21 protein-coding genes and 1 pseudogene are annotated in these 19606 nt (G+C 34.8%); 5 read left to right on the top strand and 17 right to left on the bottom strand.

Features of this window, described 5'->3' with window-relative positions; all coding sequences use genetic code 11:
• Positions 1-214 precede the first annotated feature (214 nt).
• The 12 genes from BN6559_RS14080 to rfbG form a co-directional block, all read right to left on the bottom strand.
• Complete coding sequence (locus tag BN6559_RS14080; RefSeq protein ID WP_110955316.1) at positions 215-1462, bottom strand: MFS transporter; 1248 nt, start codon at positions 1460-1462, stop codon at positions 215-217.
• 267 nt (positions 1463-1729) lie between these two features.
• Positions 1730-2284, bottom strand: a complete 555-nt coding sequence (gene hpf / locus BN6559_RS14075; protein ID WP_110955315.1) for a ribosome hibernation-promoting factor, HPF/YfiA family — start codon at positions 2282-2284, stop codon at positions 1730-1732.
• A 180-nt stretch (positions 2285-2464) separates the two neighbouring features.
• Positions 2465-2665, bottom strand: coding sequence for a cold shock domain-containing protein (locus BN6559_RS14070; protein ID WP_110955314.1), 201 nt, complete (start codon positions 2663-2665; stop codon positions 2465-2467).
• Positions 2666-2884: 219 nt separating this feature from the next.
• Positions 2885-3604, bottom strand: coding sequence for an amino acid ABC transporter ATP-binding protein (locus BN6559_RS14065; RefSeq protein WP_110955313.1), 720 nt, complete (start codon positions 3602-3604; stop codon positions 2885-2887).
• Positions 3591-4256 (bottom strand): amino acid ABC transporter permease, encoded by a 666-nt coding sequence (locus tag BN6559_RS14060; RefSeq protein ID WP_110955312.1) that lies wholly within the window; start codon positions 4254-4256, stop codon positions 3591-3593. The genes BN6559_RS14065 and BN6559_RS14060 overlap by 14 nt, the downstream gene beginning before the upstream one ends.
• Positions 4257-4477: 221 nt before the next feature.
• Positions 4478-5701: an ISL3 family transposase gene (locus tag BN6559_RS14055; RefSeq protein WP_110952828.1), complete on the bottom strand. Its 1224-nt coding sequence runs from the start codon at positions 5699-5701 to the stop codon at positions 4478-4480.
• Positions 5702-5875: 174 nt separating this feature from the next.
• Positions 5876-6664 (bottom strand): basic amino acid ABC transporter substrate-binding protein, encoded by a 789-nt coding sequence (locus BN6559_RS14050; protein WP_110955311.1) that lies wholly within the window; start codon positions 6662-6664, stop codon positions 5876-5878.
• 113 nt (positions 6665-6777) lie between these two features.
• Positions 6778-7065, bottom strand: coding sequence for a zinc-ribbon domain containing protein (locus tag BN6559_RS14045; RefSeq protein WP_110955310.1), 288 nt, complete (start codon positions 7063-7065; stop codon positions 6778-6780).
• 368 nt (positions 7066-7433) lie between these two features.
• A complete protein-coding gene (locus tag BN6559_RS14040; protein WP_199884016.1) occupies positions 7434-7619 on the bottom strand; it encodes a YjfB family protein in 186 nt (61 codons plus the stop codon).
• 266 nt (positions 7620-7885) lie between these two features.
• Positions 7886-9334 carry an O-linked N-acetylglucosamine transferase, SPINDLY family protein gene (locus BN6559_RS14035; protein ID WP_110955309.1) on the bottom strand — a complete coding sequence of 483 codons (1449 nt, stop codon included), beginning with the start codon at positions 9332-9334 and terminating at the stop codon, positions 7886-7888.
• 372 nt (positions 9335-9706) lie between these two features.
• A complete protein-coding gene (locus BN6559_RS14030) occupies positions 9707-10711 on the bottom strand; it encodes a tetratricopeptide repeat protein (RefSeq protein WP_110955308.1) in 1005 nt (334 codons plus the stop codon).
• A gap of 77 nt (positions 10712-10788) precedes the next feature.
• Entirely contained in the window at positions 10789-11865 is a 1077-nt protein-coding gene (gene rfbG, locus BN6559_RS14025; protein WP_110955307.1) for a CDP-glucose 4,6-dehydratase, read from the bottom strand.
• 121 nt (positions 11866-11986) lie between these two features.
• On the opposite strand from rfbG, the gene rfbF reads away from it, so the two are divergent.
• The 4 genes from rfbF to BN6559_RS19760 all read left to right on the top strand — a co-directional run bounded on the left by rfbF (position 11987) and on the right by BN6559_RS19760 (position 13545).
• Positions 11987-12763, top strand: a complete 777-nt coding sequence (gene rfbF, locus BN6559_RS14020) for a glucose-1-phosphate cytidylyltransferase (protein WP_110955306.1) — start codon at positions 11987-11989, stop codon at positions 12761-12763.
• A 134-nt stretch (positions 12764-12897) separates the two neighbouring features.
• The gene (locus tag BN6559_RS14015; protein WP_110955305.1) at positions 12898-13107 is read left to right on the top strand and encodes a hypothetical protein; all 210 of its coding nucleotides are present in this window, start codon (positions 12898-12900) and stop codon (positions 13105-13107) included.
• Positions 13067-13321, top strand: a complete 255-nt coding sequence (locus BN6559_RS19765) for a transposase (protein ID WP_110955304.1) — start codon at positions 13067-13069, stop codon at positions 13319-13321. The genes BN6559_RS14015 and BN6559_RS19765 overlap by 41 nt, the downstream gene beginning before the upstream one ends.
• 20 nt (positions 13322-13341) lie before the next feature.
• Positions 13342-13545, top strand: a complete 204-nt coding sequence (locus BN6559_RS19760; protein ID WP_324609414.1) for a transposase — start codon at positions 13342-13344, stop codon at positions 13543-13545.
• A gap of 5 nt (positions 13546-13550) precedes the next feature.
• Here BN6559_RS19760 and BN6559_RS14000 read toward each other — a convergent pair whose 3' ends face one another.
• Positions 13551-14789: an IS256 family transposase gene (locus BN6559_RS14000; RefSeq protein WP_110952991.1), complete on the bottom strand. Its 1239-nt coding sequence runs from the start codon at positions 14787-14789 to the stop codon at positions 13551-13553.
• Between the two features lie 41 nt (positions 14790-14830).
• On the opposite strand from BN6559_RS14000, the pseudogene BN6559_RS13995 reads away from it, so the two are divergent.
• Positions 14831-15478, top strand: a pseudogene (locus BN6559_RS13995) (IS256 family transposase).
• A gap of 282 nt (positions 15479-15760) precedes the next feature.
• Here the strand turns inward: BN6559_RS13995 and BN6559_RS13990 are convergent.
• The 4 genes from BN6559_RS13990 to BN6559_RS13975 form a co-directional block, all read right to left on the bottom strand.
• The gene (locus BN6559_RS13990; RefSeq protein WP_199884015.1) at positions 15761-16288 is read right to left on the bottom strand and encodes a D-glycero-alpha-D-manno-heptose-1,7-bisphosphate 7-phosphatase; all 528 of its coding nucleotides are present in this window, start codon (positions 16286-16288) and stop codon (positions 15761-15763) included.
• Between the two features lie 105 nt (positions 16289-16393).
• On the bottom strand, positions 16394-17605 hold the full coding sequence (locus BN6559_RS13985) for a radical SAM protein (RefSeq protein ID WP_110955301.1): 1212 nt from the start codon (positions 17603-17605) through the stop codon (positions 16394-16396).
• A 69-nt stretch (positions 17606-17674) separates the two neighbouring features.
• Positions 17675-18877 (bottom strand): class I SAM-dependent methyltransferase, encoded by a 1203-nt coding sequence (locus BN6559_RS13980; RefSeq protein WP_110955300.1) that lies wholly within the window; start codon positions 18875-18877, stop codon positions 17675-17677.
• Positions 18878-18967: 90 nt separating this feature from the next.
• A complete protein-coding gene (locus BN6559_RS13975; RefSeq protein WP_234407930.1) occupies positions 18968-19606 on the bottom strand; it encodes a D-sedoheptulose-7-phosphate isomerase in 639 nt (212 codons plus the stop codon).

Below are 19606 nucleotides of genomic sequence, written 5' to 3'. Positions count from 1 at the left end.
GAGTTGGCACATATATACACGTGCATTTTTAGGGCTATCTTAAAATTTTATCAAAGTATCCGAAATAAGTCAAAAGATAGCAGTAAATTTATCTCATATTTTATAAATTATTATTTATATTATATACCACTTTTTATACGATAAGCCTCAGTATTTATCATATACTGAGGCTTATCATATAAAATATTTTATTTATGCAAATTTTTTACGCTTATTACACTAACTCTTTTGCCTTTGTTTCCGGTAATAAGAAGATTGCCATAGCGCCTAATAAAAAGAATAACGCTGTAATCGTCAAAGAACCGCCCAATCCATGAATTGTCGCTGCATAACCGATCACCGTAGGCGCCAGTGCACTGGCCATTCGTCCAACATTATACGTGAATCCTACGCCCGCACCGCGCGCTCTAGTTGGATAAAGTTCGGAAATCATTGCACCAAAAGCACTAAAGTAGCCTGAGCCAAAAAATCCAACAAACGGGCCTAATAAAATAAGCATCGCGGCATCCCGTGTATTTCCATACACATATACAAGAATTGCTGATAAAACCAAATAAGCAGCAAACGTAGGTCTTCTTCCAAATTTATCGGAAATAAATCCGAAACTTATATAACCAAAAAAAGCACCTAACATTGTCGGAATCATCCATGCAGAAGATTTTGCAACACTTAATCCGGCACCACCTTTTTCAATCGGTGTACTTAAAAATCCAGGCAGCCATGAGAATAAGCCCCAATAAGCGAATAAAACACAAGATCCAACAAGCGAAACCAATATCGTATATTTGATTAAATCCGGTTTAAAGATCTGAATCAAGCTATTTTGTTTTTTCTCATCCTTCTTTTGTTCTTCAACCCAAATTTCCGGTTCTTTTACATAAGAACGAATCCAAACCGTAGCCAGCGCTGGTAAAATGCCGATAAAAAACAATACACGCCAACCCCATATAGGTAAAATAAAGGTAGCAGCAAGCGCAGCTAGAATATAGCCAATCGCCCAGCCTGATTGCATAAACCCAATCGCTTTTCCCCTGTGTTCAGGCGGCCATGACTCAGCTACGATCAATGCACCGGTGCCCCATTCACCGCCCATCCCGATACCTAGAAGTATTCTCGCGATTGCTAGCTGTACCATATTTTGTGCCAATCCACTAAGACCAGAACAAATAGAAAAGATAAAAATTGTAAGCATCAGTGATTTTTTACGACCAATCTTATCGGCAATAATTCCAAATAAGATACCGCCAATTGCAGAAGAAAATAATGTAACCGATGTCAAAAATCCTGCGGAAGTTGTTGTAAGCCCCCATTCATTCAAAATTGTAGTTAATGCGAAAACATACAACATGACGTCAAATCCATCTAGTCCCCACCCCGCCATTCCAGCTGCCAATGTCATCCACTGATTCCGATTAATTTCTTTCCACCAATATTTTTCTCCCGTTTTCACTACACTTTCCATCACATTTTCCCCCATAACTCAAATAAAAAATGCCTTAATACACCTCTATGCAATCAATTCATAGAACCATACTAAAGCATCTTTGCTTTTTACTATAAAATTATAAACAGTCATCTTGTCTCCGATTTCCAACAGTCCCTAACCGACGAGAAGACTTTTTAGTATTATACAATCCGGACGAAGAAAACGCAACAGATTTCAAAGTATTATTTTATAAAACAATCTCCTCATCCATAAAAATTTATGAATGAGGAGATATCGTCTCAATTATAGACCGGGTTCAATCAAACCGTAATGACCATCCTTACGACGATATACTACGTTTACCTCTTCTGTATCAGAATCTCTGAATACAAAGAAATCATGATTAATCAAGTTCATTTGCATGATTGCTTCTTGAATATCCATTGGCTTTACTGCAAATCGTTTTGTTTTCACGACCGGATATTCTTCCAAATCATCAATGCTATTATTTTTTTCTTGCGCTGAATGATTCGCGTTTACTGCTTCAAACTTAAAGCTTCCTGCACGAAGTCTTTTTGCGATCTTCGTTTTATGTTTTTCTATTTGTTTCTCTAGTTTTTCAACAACGAGATCGATCGAAGCATACATATCTTTTGTAGACTCCTCGCCCCTCAGTAAGATACCATTAACAGGTAATGTAACTTCTACGCTATGACGAACTTTTGTGACCGTAAGCAGCACAGTAATTTCACCAACGGAATCAAAGTATTTTGTAACTTTACCTACTCTTTTTTCCACATATTCCTTCAGTGCTGGAGTTATTTCAATATTTTTACCTCTAATAGTGAATGTTGCCATAATGCATCATCCCCTTTCTGTATCCTATATTTATATATATTCTCCACTTAAGGAAAAACTCCTACTTGGAAGAACAAATTTTCAGAAACTTTACAGATAATCTACTAAATTGTCGAATTTTATGTATAAAATATAAAAACCCGACTTCAAAGAAGTCGGGCATTAACGTCTTTATCTTTATTAAGCTGTTTTTGTAACGTTAGAAGCTTGTGGACCACGAGCGCCTTCAACGATTTCAAATTCAACGCCTTGACCCTCAGCTAAAGTCTTAAAGCCTTCATCTTGGATAGCTGAAAAATGTACGAATACATCTCCACCGTCTTCTCTTTCAATAAATCCGTAACCTTTTTCCGCGCTAAACCATTTAACTTTACCAATCATTCTGAAATTCCTCCTAGAAATAAACTGGACACCACTTTGGCGACCACGCTTTTTATTATATAGTTGTTGGTTATATTTGTCAACATAAAAAGCAAGTTTTATCGTTATTTTTATAAAAAAATTTTATAAAAATATTACTCGTATTTATTGTCAAATAAACATCTAACTTGTCGAAAAACTAAATTATTCCGCTTATAAGCTACGCTGAAGCTAGATTGCTTATAATATTTTAGATAAAAATACTTTTGTACGTTCTTCTTTTGCTTCTTCAAAAATTGCCTTTGGTGATCCCTGTTCAACAATTTTTCCTTCATCCACAAATAGAACACGATCCCCAACTTCACGCGCAAATCCCATCTCATGTGTAACAACAACCATGGTCATGCCTTCTTTAGCTAAAGTTTTCATTACTTCCAGCACTTCATTGACCATTTCAGGGTCTAATGCAGAGGTCGGTTCATCAAACAGCATAATCTTCGGTTTCATTGCCAGGGCGCGCGCAATCGCCACCCGTTGCTGCTGACCACCGGATAACTGCGCCGGATATGCGTTTGCTTTATCTGACAATCCAACTTTACGAAGCAGCTCCATTGCCGTTTTAACGGCTTCCTCTTTACTCATTTTACGAACTTTCATCGGTGCAAGTGTGATATTTTCAAGCACCGTCATGTGACCAAACAAATTAAAGCGTTGAAATACCATACCGACTTCTTCACGTACTTTATTAATATTTGCTTCACCACTTAACGGAATCTGATCCACAACAATTTCACCCGAAGTAGGTTTTTCAAGATAATTTATGCAACGAAGCAGCGTAGATTTTCCAGAGCCGCTCGGACCAATAATAACGACAACTTCTTTTTCCTGAATCGTTACATCAATGCCCTTTAATACATTTATTTTTCCAAAAGATTTATATAAGTTCTTAATATCGATCATCAATTTTATACCTCCGCTCCAAATAAGCGACAAAACGAGAAATCGTAAGAGTCATTAAAAGATAGATAAATGCTACGGTAATCCAAATTTCAAGGGAACCATAAGTACGTGCAATAATCAACTGTCCACGCCGCGTAAGTTCCTCAAATCCGATGACTGAAACCAAAGATGAATCCTTCAGCATCGCAATAAATTCATTTCCTAGCGGCGGAATAATCCGTTTGAAGGCTTGTGGTACAATAATATATCGCATTGTTTGTGACCAGCTCATGCCAAGCGACCGTCCTGCTTCCATTTGCCCTTGATCAATTGATTCGATTCCCGCCCGAAAAATTTCCGCAATATAAGCGCCGCTATTAATACTACATGCAGTAATCGCGGCAATAAACGGATCCACCCGCATTCCCGTTAACATCGGCAGCGCAAAATAGATAATAAAGATTTGCACTAAAAGCGGAGTTCCACGTATAAAATCCACATAGATTGCTGCTAAAACTCTGATTGGCCAAAGCGTGGCAAGCCGCGCAATCCCCGCAAATAAACCAATCACTAAACCCGAACCAACACTCAAAGCAGTAATCTGAATCGTAACCAGAGCACCCTCTAACAATAGTGGCAGTGCATTGGCTACTAAAGAAACATCAAAATCCATAAAAAGCTCATCCTAACCATTTATAATTAATTACACTTTCCGTATAAACATACTATATTAATTATATTTCACTTATAAATATTCGTCAATGCCACTTTTACTGTCCTTTTTATGCTTTTCCATGAAAAAAACTGCCCCCTTATAAGTTTGATTTAGGTCAAACTTAGGCTCTTTGTCAAATGTTGTGGTTTAGACAGGATGGAAAAATCCATCCTGTCTTTTTATATGCAGATTTCTGTAAAAATTCGTTTCTTTCGCACTTTTCTTCTTTCCGGATTGTTTAATAAATAGATAATGCGCCGTTTAAAGTTATCAAAATTTCTGTAGCTGTAACATATTCTTTTTAGGTTCTTTATTGTCGTATTGCATCCTTCTGTAAAGCCATTGTTATAGCCGGTTGCTATTGCATGTAGGATTTCCGTTTTCCACTGAATCGTTGTATTCCATAAAGTTTGAAAGGGTTTCAAATTTTGCTTTTCTACGGCTGCTTGAAATCCTTTCAGCTTTTGTATAAATTGCTTGCTGTCTTTGCTGTCAAGAAGATCAAAATAAACTTCTTTCATTGCGTAGGCAGCAGATAAATCCTCTGAGTAATTCAGCATGACTTGCAAAGCTGCACGGTCTTCATCGTTAGAAAGATTCTTTTCTCTAGTGAGCATAAGATATCTAGCACGTTTAAAATACCTTCGCTGATTTTCTGGAAGGTTGCTTTGCACCTGCTTTCGAATGGTATTTAAAGCGTCATTTGCCATTCGTACCGCATGAAATTTATCTGCTGCAATTTTGGCATTCGGAAAGCATTCTTTGGCCATTTTTCTAAAGGATGAACTTAAATCTATACTCACATGCTTAACTTTTAAGCGCTCGGCTAAAGGATAGGCAAGGATCTTTGCATAAAGGATATCCGGAGAACGATCTTCAATAATATTTAAGCAAGTGTAGTTATTCAGATCGTTTATGACGACCTGAAATTTTGCGCCAGCATTGCCTTTAAACTCATCAATCGAGATAGATGAGGAAAGATTAGATGAAGCGGGAGAAACCGATTTAAACAAACGCTGTACCGTAGAGATTGAAAGTTTATATCGGTGAGCAATATCGGTAGAAGTAACCAAAAACCCATGTTCTTGAAGTATTTTAGCAATAAGTTCACGAGACATTCGCTGGTATTTGGAAAGAAGAGAATTCTGTTCAGAAAAAGCTTTCCCGCAAGAGGAACATCTGTACCTGCGTCTGCGATAGACAAGGAGGAACTCTGTATTTGAGAGCAACAAAGTTTTAACAGGCTGATGTCTATAGTCATGAATTTTTAAAGTTTGTGTCTGACAATGAGGGCAGGCATGGGATTTTACAGGTAAGGTGAGTAAAAAAGTATGATCATCGATGAGTTTTAAACTGTTTTCTGGTAAATGCATAATAGATGTGATAAAATTCATATTGGACATGGCGATTTCTCCTAGATGTTAGTTTTGGTCAATTAATATTTTACTAGAAATCTCCCATGTCTTTTTGTATGCAAAAAAATAAATGTTGTAGTTTTGATTTTCATCAAAACCACAACATTTATTATAGAGCCCAAACTTATAAGGGGGCAGTATACCTTTTAAAAATAAACTATCCTATTTTTTTGCCCCAAACCATTTTGTATAAATTTTATCGTATTCACCGTTTTCTTTTAATTTATCAAGTGCCGCATCAATTTGTTTCGCAAGTTCTTGATTTTTTTTACTTACAGCAATCCCATAATCTTCAGCAGTCAAGATTTCGCTAAGTACTTTCGCTTCTTTACTACCGCCTTGCGCTAAATAATAGTCATTAACTGGTCTATCGTTTACGACTGCTTCTACCCCACCGATTTTCAATTCCATAAAAGTATCCGCAGAGCTATTAAATTCTTTTACTTTTGCATCTTTTATTTTTTTCGCTTCCATCGCACCAGTTGTACCGATTTGTACCGCGATAGATTTGCCTTCCAAATCTTTAAATGATTGAATATCTTGATTATCTGTTTTAACTGCGATTGTCAAACCAGATTGGTAATATGGTTTAGAAAATTGAACTTTATTCGCACGTTCCTCTGTAATCGTCATCCCACTGATAATCACATCAATATTGCCTGCTTCCATTGCTGGAATTAAGCCATCAAAATTAATATTTTGAATTTTTACTTCATAACCCATTTCCTTACCAACAGCTCTGATTAAATCCATATCAAAACCAACATATTCTTTACCATTTACATCTTGAAACTCAAATGGCGCAAAATCAGCATTACAACCAACGCGTAATACTTTTTCCGCAGCCCCCTGGCCTTCTTTCGCCTGTTCTTTTTGTCCGCCGCAACCTACAACAAAAGCAGATAAAATAAATATACCTGCCACTAGCAAACTCATAATCTTTTTAGACATAGAAAAACCTCCAAAAGATAAATTTATATAAATGAAACCATGCTTATTTTATACAGTAAACACTAAAGCCCGGATAAATCCGGGCCGGCAAATATATACACTATCGTATATAATTATTTATTAGCGTTGAAACAATCGCGGCAATATACCGGACGATCGTTACGTGGTTGGAAAGGTACTTGTGTAGTTACGCCACAGCTAGCGCAAACAACTTCGAACATTTCACGTTGTGGTCTAGCTTCGCCACCATCACGGTTACGACGTCTAGAATCGCGACAATCGCGGCAACGTACAGGTTCGTTTTCGAAACCTTTCTCAGCGTAGAATTCTTGTTCTCCTGCACTAAAAATAAAATCTTTCCCACAATCTTTACATTGAAGAGTTTTGTCTTCGAAAGCCATTAAAAAAATCCCCTCACCTTTTGAGTTTTAAGACTCTGCTCAGCCGACCTGGTTTTTGACCCCACACTCGCCTGCTGGAAGTTTCGCTAATAGAAACTATTCCCTCACTACTACCTCTCTCGGATGTCAACATCAATTATGTACAAGACTCCGGCAGGACTTACCTCTAAGCTGCACCATGATCAGAATTACTTTTGAATTCCTTACGTGGATCGTTTTGCCTGCAACTGGCATCGACTTCCAACCACGGACCTAAGCAATAAGTTCTTAACTCTAAGTATAAATTTCCACAGCCAAAAAAGCAAGAAAATTTTATCAATATTACATCTTTGGGGCAGAAAAAATAGAGCTTAACATAATTAAGCTCTTTATATACTGATATCTACATTCGCGCCAAGATTCGGATCTACTGCGGCTGAGGCATCCTCCATCAGTTCTGCTAAAGCATTGCCCTGACTGCTAGCTTGATCCATCGCCATTTTCATCACTGAAATTCCTAGATCCTGTTGAAACCTCGTTTGACTCATCGCAACTGATAATGCTGCTATATCCACCAAAACACCTCCGTATTGAGCGAACGCTAAACTTCGATTACTTATTATTATACAAATAATCCTTCTTTTTATCAACAAAATTATGGTAAATAACGCAGTATTTCTTTTATTTCTACAAACTTAACACTTTATTAACATATTATTAACAAAACTACGTTTTTCCAATGCAAGATATTTTAATGCTTCATAAACATTTATCCACCTATTTATCCACAACTGTGGATAAATTCTTTTTCGATGTTCATAAATGCACTGCGTACTATTTATTATTTTGATTCTTTTCTTGCATAACCCGTTATTTGATCTGTTAAATTTCTTACAAGCGGCATGATCTCAACCGCAATGATTTCACCAGCTCGTAAGCGTTGCTTTGATTTCGCTAACTGCCTTGCTTTATTACATTTTTTCAACAACCTTGCAACAACCTCTCTCTCATCCTCTTCTTTTTCAAATGCGATCTCCATGTTTTTTAAGGCAAGTGCAATATCCGCAAATATTTGCAGAACAATCTCTGCCCCATCATCCCGCATTAAATGTCCGTGAATATAAGTAAATCCCTCTTCAACTGTAGATAATAAAACATGCACTTCTCTAAAAAGATTTTCATCCTGCAATCGATTTTTTTTCTTTTGCAAAACCTTTTTATAAAGCTGCTCAACCTTAGCAATATAACGTTTTTCATCCATTAGAGGAGATTTTAACATGCGCTCTCGTAAATTTTTATGTAAATTCAGCAGCTTATATTTGGTATTTGCCAATGAAATTGCTTTTTTTATATACTCGTCTGTGCTCTCTGCCAGACATTCCTCTAATCCAATATTTTTCAAAATACTATAACCAAATCTAGCACTATGTCGCTTTCCTGCTAAAACGATAACCGGAACTCCCATATAAAGTGCATCACAAGTAGTAATTCCTCCTTGATAGGGCCAAGTATCGAGCATCATATCCACATCTCGATAATCGTTCATATCATCACTTTGCAAGGAACGAAGCTCTACCTTTGCCAGATCAAAGCCAAGCCTTTTTAAACGAAACCGCGTCTCTTGACAACCATAGCCACTGCCAAAAATTCTGCTTTTAAGGAGTAAATGCGCATTCGGAACTGCGGCAATAATAGACTGCCATAAACCTAAAAATTCATCCGTAACATGCGTAAAATGATGAAAACAACCGAACGTCACATAACCGTTTCTGAGAACTGGTGCCTCCTTATAATCGGGCAGTTCCGTTCCTGCCTTATAACAAAAATGCGACTGCGAAATTCGCAAGGGTTCCTCCATAAAATACTCCTGACTGTCCTGCTCTGGATTACAGTATTTATCTGTTAATAAATATTCAACTGTTTTTAACCCTGTTGTATAAAAATAACCGATACTGCTCATTTGGATGCCTGCTGGTTTTTTTGCTAAAATCTGCAGACAATGACTCGCCGTATGACTTGATAAGTCTACCAAAATATCAAGTTTATCCTTTTGAATCCCTCGCACAGCAAGCTCTGCACTCACGCCCGCCATATTACGCCAAATGATATTAGGATTGCATTCCTCTTTCAACTCCGTTGAAAAATGACTGGTATAGCAAAATACATTGAATTCTCTATCATGAAAAGCTGTCAACAATGGATAACTCATACAAGCTATTTCCTGTTGCTTAAAATCCGGTAAAATATACCCTACATTGATTTTACTTTCTCCACCTTTTACTTTATTCATATTTTTCACTCACAAAATTTTCATATTTTATGCCTCATTATACAATATTCTGACAGCTTTAGCGATAGGCAAAAAAATACAGCTTGTCGAAATCAAGCTGTATTTTTGTAAAATATTTCATTATAATGAAAATACAGGCTAGCTGGAACTAGCCTGCAAAACTGAATATGGAGGTGATACCATGCAGCTGGAAACTAAATCCTTTAAACTCATAGTTTCTGCTAAATTCATTGTAGCACTCGCAATGCTCATTGAACTTTGCAGGTAACAACACACCATCTTCACCGAAACGGCCTGTTAACGCAGGGCGTTTTTGGTTTATTTAGTATATGTCTATTATATGCTATTTTATACCTGTTGTAAATGGAGTAACTAACAAGATTCCTGAATCCTCCTAGTTAAATCTACAATAGCAATATCTTTTCCCACAATTTGATTTAAGTATTGTAATGCCAATTCTTTTTCTCCCAAATAAAAAAGTACAAAACTTAAATTTTTCAAACTTCTGTCCTTTTCAGCATCCATTTGAATTGCCTTTACAAGAACAGCTAAGGCTTTATCTAGATGATTTTCCATATAAAAACTCACAGCGATCTCATTTAGAACTTCTACTTTTTTCACATCATTCGCAGCATGTCTTGCAATTTCACTCAATACATTCTCTAGATCTTCTGCTTGAAATTTTTTCACTAACCTATCATCTAACCCACTTATAAAGACTTCATCTATCAAATCAGACAAAGTTTCTTTTTCTTCCTGCTGCTTCTCTAACCCTTTTAATAAATTTTGCAAATTACTTAAACTAGTTTTTGTGATTTGTTGTTGTGTTTCTACTGTTTTTTCTTGTACAAGCGAAGCTGCTTTTGTCTCGGTTTTATGCTTTTCTTGAATGTAATTATAAATATTTTTGTACTTATCTACAGCCTCGAATTCGTAATCAGCAATATGAATTTCTTCAAGCAATGTTTCTACTTCTCCTCTTATTTCTACAAAACTATTTTTCAAAAGTTTTTCTAGCGCCGAAAAAAGCTCAGACATACGATTCCCTTTTGCATAAATTCTAGCCAATAACAAATATGCCTGCGCATGTTTACTATCGAAAGACAATACTTTCTTACTCCATATTTCCGCTCTTTCAAAATCTTCAGTTATGTAGAAAATTTCCGCCAAATCATACATAACTTCCGTACCATAGTATTCCAATGTGAAGATTTCACTGATTGCAATCATTGCCTCTTCATAGTTTTCTTCTGCTTTATACTGCAATACTTGTTCTTTTAGCTCTTTGACCTTATTCATATCTATTTGTTTCGTTTTAGTATTGTTTACAACTTGATGATTTTGTTTATTCGTTTTATTCTTTTTTTTAATTTTCATTACTATTACCTCATCCAATATGTATTTCTGTAAAATGCATGTTTTTAATTTTAACGCAACCTTAGTTTACTTATCCCCTAAATTTCAACGATATTGGTACTACTTTGCTGCATGCAATACTTTTCAATTTGCATAACTGAAAATTTCTGCATATCTTCACCATTACGGTACGCATTAAACCAGTCAATAATATACTCTAGGCTATCGTCCATACTTAGAGTTGGCTGCCACTTTAATTTCATATTTGCTTTAGAGCAATCCAACTTTAGATAATTTGCTTCATGTAAATTATCTAGTTTCTGTACCGCATATGTAGCATTAAGTTTTGTACATATCTTTTCAACTACATCACCAACACAAAGTACGGAATGAGCATATGGGCCAAAATTCCAGCTTTCCGCCCAATCATTTCCCTCTTCATATAACTTTTCCGTTAACATCATATAACCTCTTAAAGGATCTAATACATGCTGCCACGGACGAATCGCCTGTGGATTACGAATTATAATCTTTTCCTTCTTTTCAATTGCCCGTAAGCAATCTGGAATTAAACGATCTTTTGCCCAATCGCCCCCCCCAATTACATTTCCTGCCCGAACTGTAGCAACAGCGATTCCCGTTTCTCTCAAAAACGACTGCCGATACGCTGCCGTTACAATTTCAGCACATGCTTTACTACTAGAATATGGGTCATATCCTCCTAAAGCTTCATCTTCACGGTATCCCCAGTACCATTCTTTATTTTCATAACATTTATCGGTAGTTACTATAAGTACTGCTTTTATATTTTTGCATTGTCGTACACTTTCCAAAACATTTGCCGTCCCAACGACATTTGTTTGATAGGTCTGCAATGGATCTATGTAGGAATCACGCACTAAAGCTTGTGCAGCCATATGAATCACGATATCAGGATTTGCATACTTCATTTTCTTACAAAGATCTTGAAAATCACAAATATCTCCAAGCTTAGACTCCATCAAATTACCTAATTTCGCAATCTTAAATAAACTTGGATCTGTGGGTGATTCCAATGAATACCCCGTTACATTTGCACCCAATTTCTTCAAGCATAAACTAAGCCAAGCACCCTTAAACCCTGTATGACCAGTCAAAAAAACTTTTTTTCCTTGCCAAAAATCTTTGTTCAGCACTTTCTTTCACCAACTTTTTATATTTTCTTTCTATAGCTTATCATATTATTACAAATACAGGAATAAAGAATTATTTTGTCGAATATTAAATAAAATAATTTTATCAAAGGAGTATTTACTTATGAAAGTTGTCATTCTAGCTGGCGGACTTGGAACAAGAATCAGTGAAGAGTCCCACTTAAAACCAAAACCAATGATCGAAATCGGCGGCAAACCAATACTTTGGCATATCATGAAACTATATACGCATTATGGATTCAATGAATTTATCATCTGCCTTGGGTATAAAGGTTACGTCATTAAAGAATATTTTGCAGATTACTTTTTACATACTTCTGATATCACATTTGATTTTGCTAATAACAATCAGATGATTGTTCATAATAATGTCGCCGAACCATGGAAAGTAACATTAGTTGATACCGGCTATAATACTGCTACTGGAGGCCGAATTAAACGTGTAAAAGATTATATTGGCAACGAACCATTTATGTTGACCTACGGGGATGGGGTAAGCGATGTAAATATTGAAGAATTGGTAAAATTCCATCAACAGTATAAACCAATCGTAACCATGACTGCAATCCAACCTGGTGGACGCTTTGGGTTACTGAATATTGCTCATCACAGCAGCACCGTTAATAACTTCGTAGAAAAAGCCAAAGAAGACGGTGGTTGGATTAACGGTGGATTCATGGTTGTAGGCCCTAAAATATTTGATTATATCGAAGGAGATGAGACCTTCTTTGAAAAATCTCCACTTGAAACAGTTGCACAGCAAGGACAATTGCAAGCGTTCAAGCATTATGGGTTCTGGCAGTGTATGGATACCCAGCGTGATAAATGGCTTCTAGAAGATTTATGGGAAAAGAAAAAAGCACCTTGGAAAATATGGTGATTACCTTAAAAGGTATAGACCGACAAAAACAATCTTGAGACCTCATAAAATTTTGTGTAAAAAGAATAAAAAAACTTCCTTATTAGGTAATAATTGTAATATAAGAATTTCAAACCTGAAAGGAAGTTTTTTCTATGTTAACTGCACCTAAAGATTTAATGAAAGAGTATGTACAAAGCCAAAATTTCACCTCTACTACTGAAATTATGCAAGCCATGAAAGATATGTTTAAAGACGTTATCCAGCAAGTTATGGAGTCTGAATTAGATCAAGAACTTGGTTACGAAAAAAGTAAACGTCTGGATGATTCTGTCGATTTATCAAAGTCTCAAAATTATCTCTAAAAAGACTGTTAAAACTCAGCTTGGTGAAATTAACGTCAAAATTCCTCGTGATCGCAACGGTGAATATGAACCTCAAATCATTGCTAAATATAATTGTAATGCCGATGGTATGGAAGAAAAAATACTCTCTTTTTATGCCTGTGGTATGAGTCAAAGAGATATTGCTGAACAAATAAAAATCTCTACGATGTTGAAATTTCTCCTGAGCTTGTAAGTAAAATCAGCGAGAAGATCATGCCCGATGTAAACGCTTGGAAAACCAGACCACTTGAAGCAATTTACCCCTTTATTTTTATGGATGCCATACACTATAAAATCAAAGAAAACCATCAGATCGTTACAAAAGCTGCCTATGTTATTCTTGATATTACACTAGATGGAAGTAAAGATATTCTTGGTATTTGGATAGGCGAAGGGAGTGTCAAGAATTTTGTGTAACAAGATTAAAAGTGTTGTTCATATTTTTGAAAAATCGGCTGAATCCTAGTATCAATTGAAAGTTGGTTTCGAACCATAGACCAATTGAGAACTGGGCGATCATGCCATTTTTTATAAAGTTCTGTAACTCGTAAATACAATACTTTCAGTATGGCGTTTTCATTTGGAAACGCTCCTTTTTTTGTCACTTTTCGGAAACTTGAATTCACGCTTTCTATGGCATTTGTTGTGTACATAATCTTTCGCACTGCACTACCGTAATTAAAAAGCTGCTCTATATGTGAGAAATTCCGTTCCCATACGCTAACGGCTCCAGGATAGTTTGCCCACGCCACTTTAAATCGCTCAAATTCCGCAATTGCCGCTTTTAAACTTGAAGCTCCATATACTTTCTTTAACTGGGCTGTAAATCCCTTATAGTCCTTACTTGGAACATATTTTATAGAATTTCTTATTAAATGCACGATACATCTCTGTACATTTACGTCTTTAAATATTGCTTTAGCTCCATCTTCTAATCCGCTCAATCCATCCATACAGATGAATCCGATATCTTGTATTCCTCTAGCCTTGAGCTCATCGAAGATTTGCATCCAGGTATGCTTACTTTCATTTTCATTGATCCATAATCCTAAGATATCTTTATGACCATCCATGTTGTACCCAAGAATCGTATAAACTGCGCAACTCTTAACTTCATAATCTTTTCGAATTGTCACGTACATGCAGTCGACAAAAACAAATGGATAGAATGGATTTAAGGGACGTTTTTGCCATTGATCGAGCTCTTCTAATATTTTATCTGTGATGATTGAAATTTGTTCATGAGATATTTCAAAACCATAGATATCTTCAATCGTTGCGGCTATATCTCGTTGACTGAGTCCACGCGCATACATCGCTAAAACTTTTTGCTCAATGTCAGATACATTGGTTTTATGTTTGGGTATAATTTGTGGCTTAAAAGTCGCTTGACGATCACGCGGAACATCAATTGGAATAGAACCCAAAGAACTTTTAAGAGTTTTTTGTGAATACCCATTACGACGATTTGAGGATTCTTTTTCACCACGATCATTACTTGAATAACCAAGATGGTGATCTAATTCACCTTTTAGCATTGCTTGGAACATCGGTCCGAAAATATCTTTTAAGGCATTTTGCATATCTTCGACAGATTTTGGTTGATATTTTGCAATAATTTCTTGGGCAAGCTGTTCTTGTTCAGAGTTTTTTCTAGCCATTTTTTCGTCCTTTTCGTGTTTAATATTTTTTATTATCCAATATTAAAATAATCTGTGCAAGTTTTATACTTACACAGATTATTTTACACTCCCTAGGCGAACACGAAAGTAGCAAGTTTTGGTTAGGTGTCTTAAACGACCTGAAAAGTCGCGGAATACTTGATGTCTACCTCTTTTGTGTAGATGGGCTAAAAGGTTTCAAAGAAGCTATTAATGTAGCTTCTTTGAAAGCACAAATACAACGCTGTATCATTCACCAGATACGCTCTAGTACAAGGTATGTAAGCTATAAAGATATCAAAGAATTGATGGTTGATTTAAAACAAGTATATCCGTCGGTAACTGAGGAAGAAGCATTAAATCACTTAATGGAATTCAAAGAAAAATGGGTAAAAACATATCCATCGTGCGTAAAGAGTTGGGAAGAAAATTGGGATATATTATCAGCGTTTTATGCATATCCACCAGAGATACGGAGAATAATATATACGACTAACATAATGAAGGATTGAATCGACACTTTAGGCAAATAACAAAAAATAAGCCATCGTTTCCAAATGACGATAGCTTAAGAAAAATATTATATTTGGCATCAAAGAAAATCGTCGAAAGATGGACGCAAAGATGTCGAAATTGGGGATATGGTGTTAGACCAGTTAAACATCTTATTTTCAGATAGAATTGCCTGATAAAATACATTAGAAATAGTATCTCCCAATGGTTATAGTCGTTATTCACACTTTGGTGATAAATATCACTATAGCCATCGGGATAGAAAAATCACAAAGTATTTTAGGGCTATGCTTTTCAGTTACAAACTATACATTATCTTATAAATTTTACTTGTTTGGAAAATCAATTTACACAAAATTATATGGGCTACCACAATCTGTTTTTGTCGGTCTATACTTTTCATCGTATTATGTACTATTTTAGATAGTAATCTTCTTCCTATAGTTGGCACATAAATTTTATTTATCAATTTTCAATATTTTCTTGACCAAACTTTCAACACTCTCTGAATTCTTTAATAAATAACTCTGAATTCCATATTTACGTCCAGCTTCTACATCTGATACCGAATCACCAATCATAAACGAATTAACTTTATCAACGACATAAACTTTTTCTGCCTGCAAAAACAACCCAATATCAGGTTTTCGACAAATACATTCTCCCAAATCATGTGGACAATAATAAATAGCTTCAATTTCGCCTCCAAAATCAGCCACAGCTTCTATCATTTTTTTATGAATTTGATTTAGCTCATGCTCAGTTATGATTTTTCTAGCAATGCAACGTTGATTTGTAACAATAATAACTTTATATCCAAAATTATTTAACAATTTTATTCCTGAAAGAGCTCCATTTCTGAATTTAAATTGACTCCAGTTTGTTACATAACAGCCTTCCAGCATTTTAACATTTATAACACCATCACGATCTAGAAATGCTATCTTATTTAAACTAGAAATACTTTGATTTTTCGTTTCTATCACTCCTCGCAATATGTTTTTGTAAACAAATACACCTTTAGTATAAACTTGTTTTTATTTAAAATTTTTATCACATAAAAAAATCTTTTTAAAAGCTACTCGTTATGTTTAACCAATAATATGCTCAAATTTATTTACTGTTTTAGAGCCGAATCTTCCATACCGCAAAACAATTTTCCTCATATCTTGAAAATCTATTTTATTTTGATGCAACATTTCCAATAAATTTTTAAGCTCTTTTTCAGAATAATGATCGTTCTCCCATGCTCTTACTTGATGCATAAAGTCAATATTTTCATTTATATCTTTCATTCTTGAATCAGAAACACAATCTTTTAAATATTGGTTTTCTTTTATTAAACTAAAATAATAATCTGGAAATACCTTACAATCATAACCTTGTCCCAAAGTTAATCCTGCGGAAATACATTGCTCACAACGTAGATGTGAATATTTTTTTTGTATCAAAACATCAATATCATCTTTGAGCAAATTACCGCAAAGGATATTTTTTTCATATCCTTTAGGAAATGAAGAGCATATTCTCACATCTCCATCTACATTAACAGAAAGATAAGATTCTTGAAAATCACAATAATTACGCGGTGAAACCCTAATTTGCTCATCCAATACGCCTAAAAACAATTCCTTAGAAAGGTCTTTAAGTTCCTCATAAACCATGGTATTACTTACATAACTCATACATTTGTTTTTATCCATCAATATCGCATAATTAGGTGCAAAACGTATATCATTCTTCTCACAAAAAATTCGCGCATCTTCAATCTCATTCATATTAAACTGATAAATATGGTAAGTCATATCAAAAGGGATATCAGAAAAACATTTTTTCAATTTTAATATATTATTTTTTATATGTTCAAAATTAAAACCATGAATCTTATCATAGGACCTCTGCGAAAAACCTGGCATAGAGATCAGCACACGCTCGACCGCTTTTACACCTTCCGCATCAACATTAGGAACAACACTAGCATTTGTGCTAATATTTGTATGCACACCACATTTATGCGTAATTTTCAAAATTTCATTAATCTCTGGATGTAAAAGAGGTTCACCAAGACAATAAATTTGAAAAGCAGTTTCAATTGAAAAGTACATTTTATATTCCTGAAATTTATGTAATAATGCCTCATACTTTTCTAATGAAATAAATTCTCCTTTGTGAGAAAAATCATTTCCTGCTGGACAATATTTACATTTCGCATTGCAAAAGCCACTAATATCTAATGCAATTGATTTAAAACCTTTAGGAAATTTATTTTGCCATTGTTCTAGGGTTTTGACTGTATCACTCACAAATAATCACTCCTTGAAAGTTATTGCTTATATTTCCAAAAATATTTTTATACAAATTCTTTTAATAAACTAATCGTCTAAAACAATAATTTCATTTTTTAGTTTCATTTTATTAATAATTTGTTGTTTAATTTCTTCTTTAAATCCTATTGAGCCAATTAATATTTTATAGTCATAATCTTTTAAAGCCTCCGGAGGTAAAACCTTTATATTATTCCACTTTCCATCTGCGTATTTAGCGTTAGAATCAACAAAAGCTATAATATTACAATCTTTTAGATGTGTCAAAGTTAACGCTTTCATTATAAAAGTTCCTACGCCCCATATAATAATAGGTTCCTGCGTAGACACTAAACTCATAAATTTTTCATCAATATGCGCTAAAAACTGCTTTGACTTATCAGCATATTGATTCAAAACTTGCTTAGCTTCAATATCCTTTATACAATCCAAATTTTCTTTTCTTTTGCCATTTCTCAAAACAACTCTCAAAATAGGTTCCGAACTTGCACCATTGTTGATCCATTCTATACATTGATTGTATTCTTCAACAAAAAATCCATAATTACTAAAGAGATTTTTTAAAGAATGAACAGTAAAATAATTAACATGCTCCGAACTAAATTGTTGAAAGGGAGCGTCATAGCACTCTAAGAAATTACTTACATCTGGCACACTAAGAAATAGAGTCCCATTTTCTTTTAATAAGATCTTAATTTTTTTTATTACAAAATCCAAATCCACAACGTGTTCCAAAACTGCACTTAAAACGATTGAATCATATTTTTTATCTGAGACATATGATTCAATATCCGACTTTTCTGCCTTAATCTCATAAGATATTTGCAACGAATCTACACAGTTTTGCGCTGGATCTATTCCCTTTAAATTCTTATATCCATGGGATTTTAAAACACGTAAAAAAGTTCCCTGCCCACATCCACAATCCAAAACACTACTGTCCGGCTGTAAATATTTTTGTAGAAATAAAACACTTTTTTCGTAAAATTTTACATTCGAACATTCATTCAAAGGCATAGCTTTAATAGGTTCATATTTGGATTGTTGAGAATAATAAACATTTAAATTTTCTGGTTTTTCTATATTATCGGCGTACGCCATGCCACAATTATCACAAACTGCTACATCGTATGATTTTATAAAAGTAACCTTCTGTATACTCTCAAAATTCTGTTTAGCAATCAAACTTTTATTTGCGCTTCCACAAACAGGACAGTCTCTTCTATTTTCTTCTAAATTAATTTTACACATAGCACATCATCTCCCACTACGATTTAGTTAAAATAAAGGAATTTCATTTATTAACATTGTCTTATATTTAAGATTCCTGTAAATCATTTTTTATTTTCCAAAAAATCCCTTTTCTAACATAGCACATAATGTATGATAAATGGGCAAATGATAATCCTGAATTTTGTAAACAGCATCCGCTGGAACAGACAACACATAATCAGACATACTTTTTAGCCTACCACCATTTTCCCCTGTAAAAACAACAGTCTTCATACCTTTAATTTTCGCTATTTTAACAGCATTTATGATATTCTGCGAATTGCCAGAAGTACTAAATCCAATAAATACATCATCCTTATGTCCATAAACAAATACTTGCTGTGCAAATATCATTTCTGCACCAACATCATTCATAATAGCTGTCAGCAATGCCATCTGGGAATTTAACGAAATTGCTGATAAGCCCTGCTGTAATTTCATACCCAAATCTCGTTCATCTTGTTGGGCAAATTTCGATAAATCAACTGAATCCAAATTGCGCGGCAGTAAAAAACCCTTCATTAATTCCGCAGTCATATGCTCAGCATCCGAAGCACTGCCGCCATTTCCACAAATCAATATTTTCCCTTGATTCTTATAACAATGGCATAACAATAAATAAATTTCATGTACCGACTCTTTAAGTATTTCCAACTCTGGATATCTTATAAAAAGATCATTATAAAAACTTTTCACCATTTTATTCAC

Origin of the sequence: Massilibacillus massiliensis, from assembly GCF_900086705.1 — a bacterium.
Lineage (GTDB): Bacteria > Bacillota > Negativicutes > FLKF01 > FLKF01 > Massilibacillus > Massilibacillus massiliensis.
This window is presented reverse-complemented; position numbering and strand designations above follow the sequence as displayed.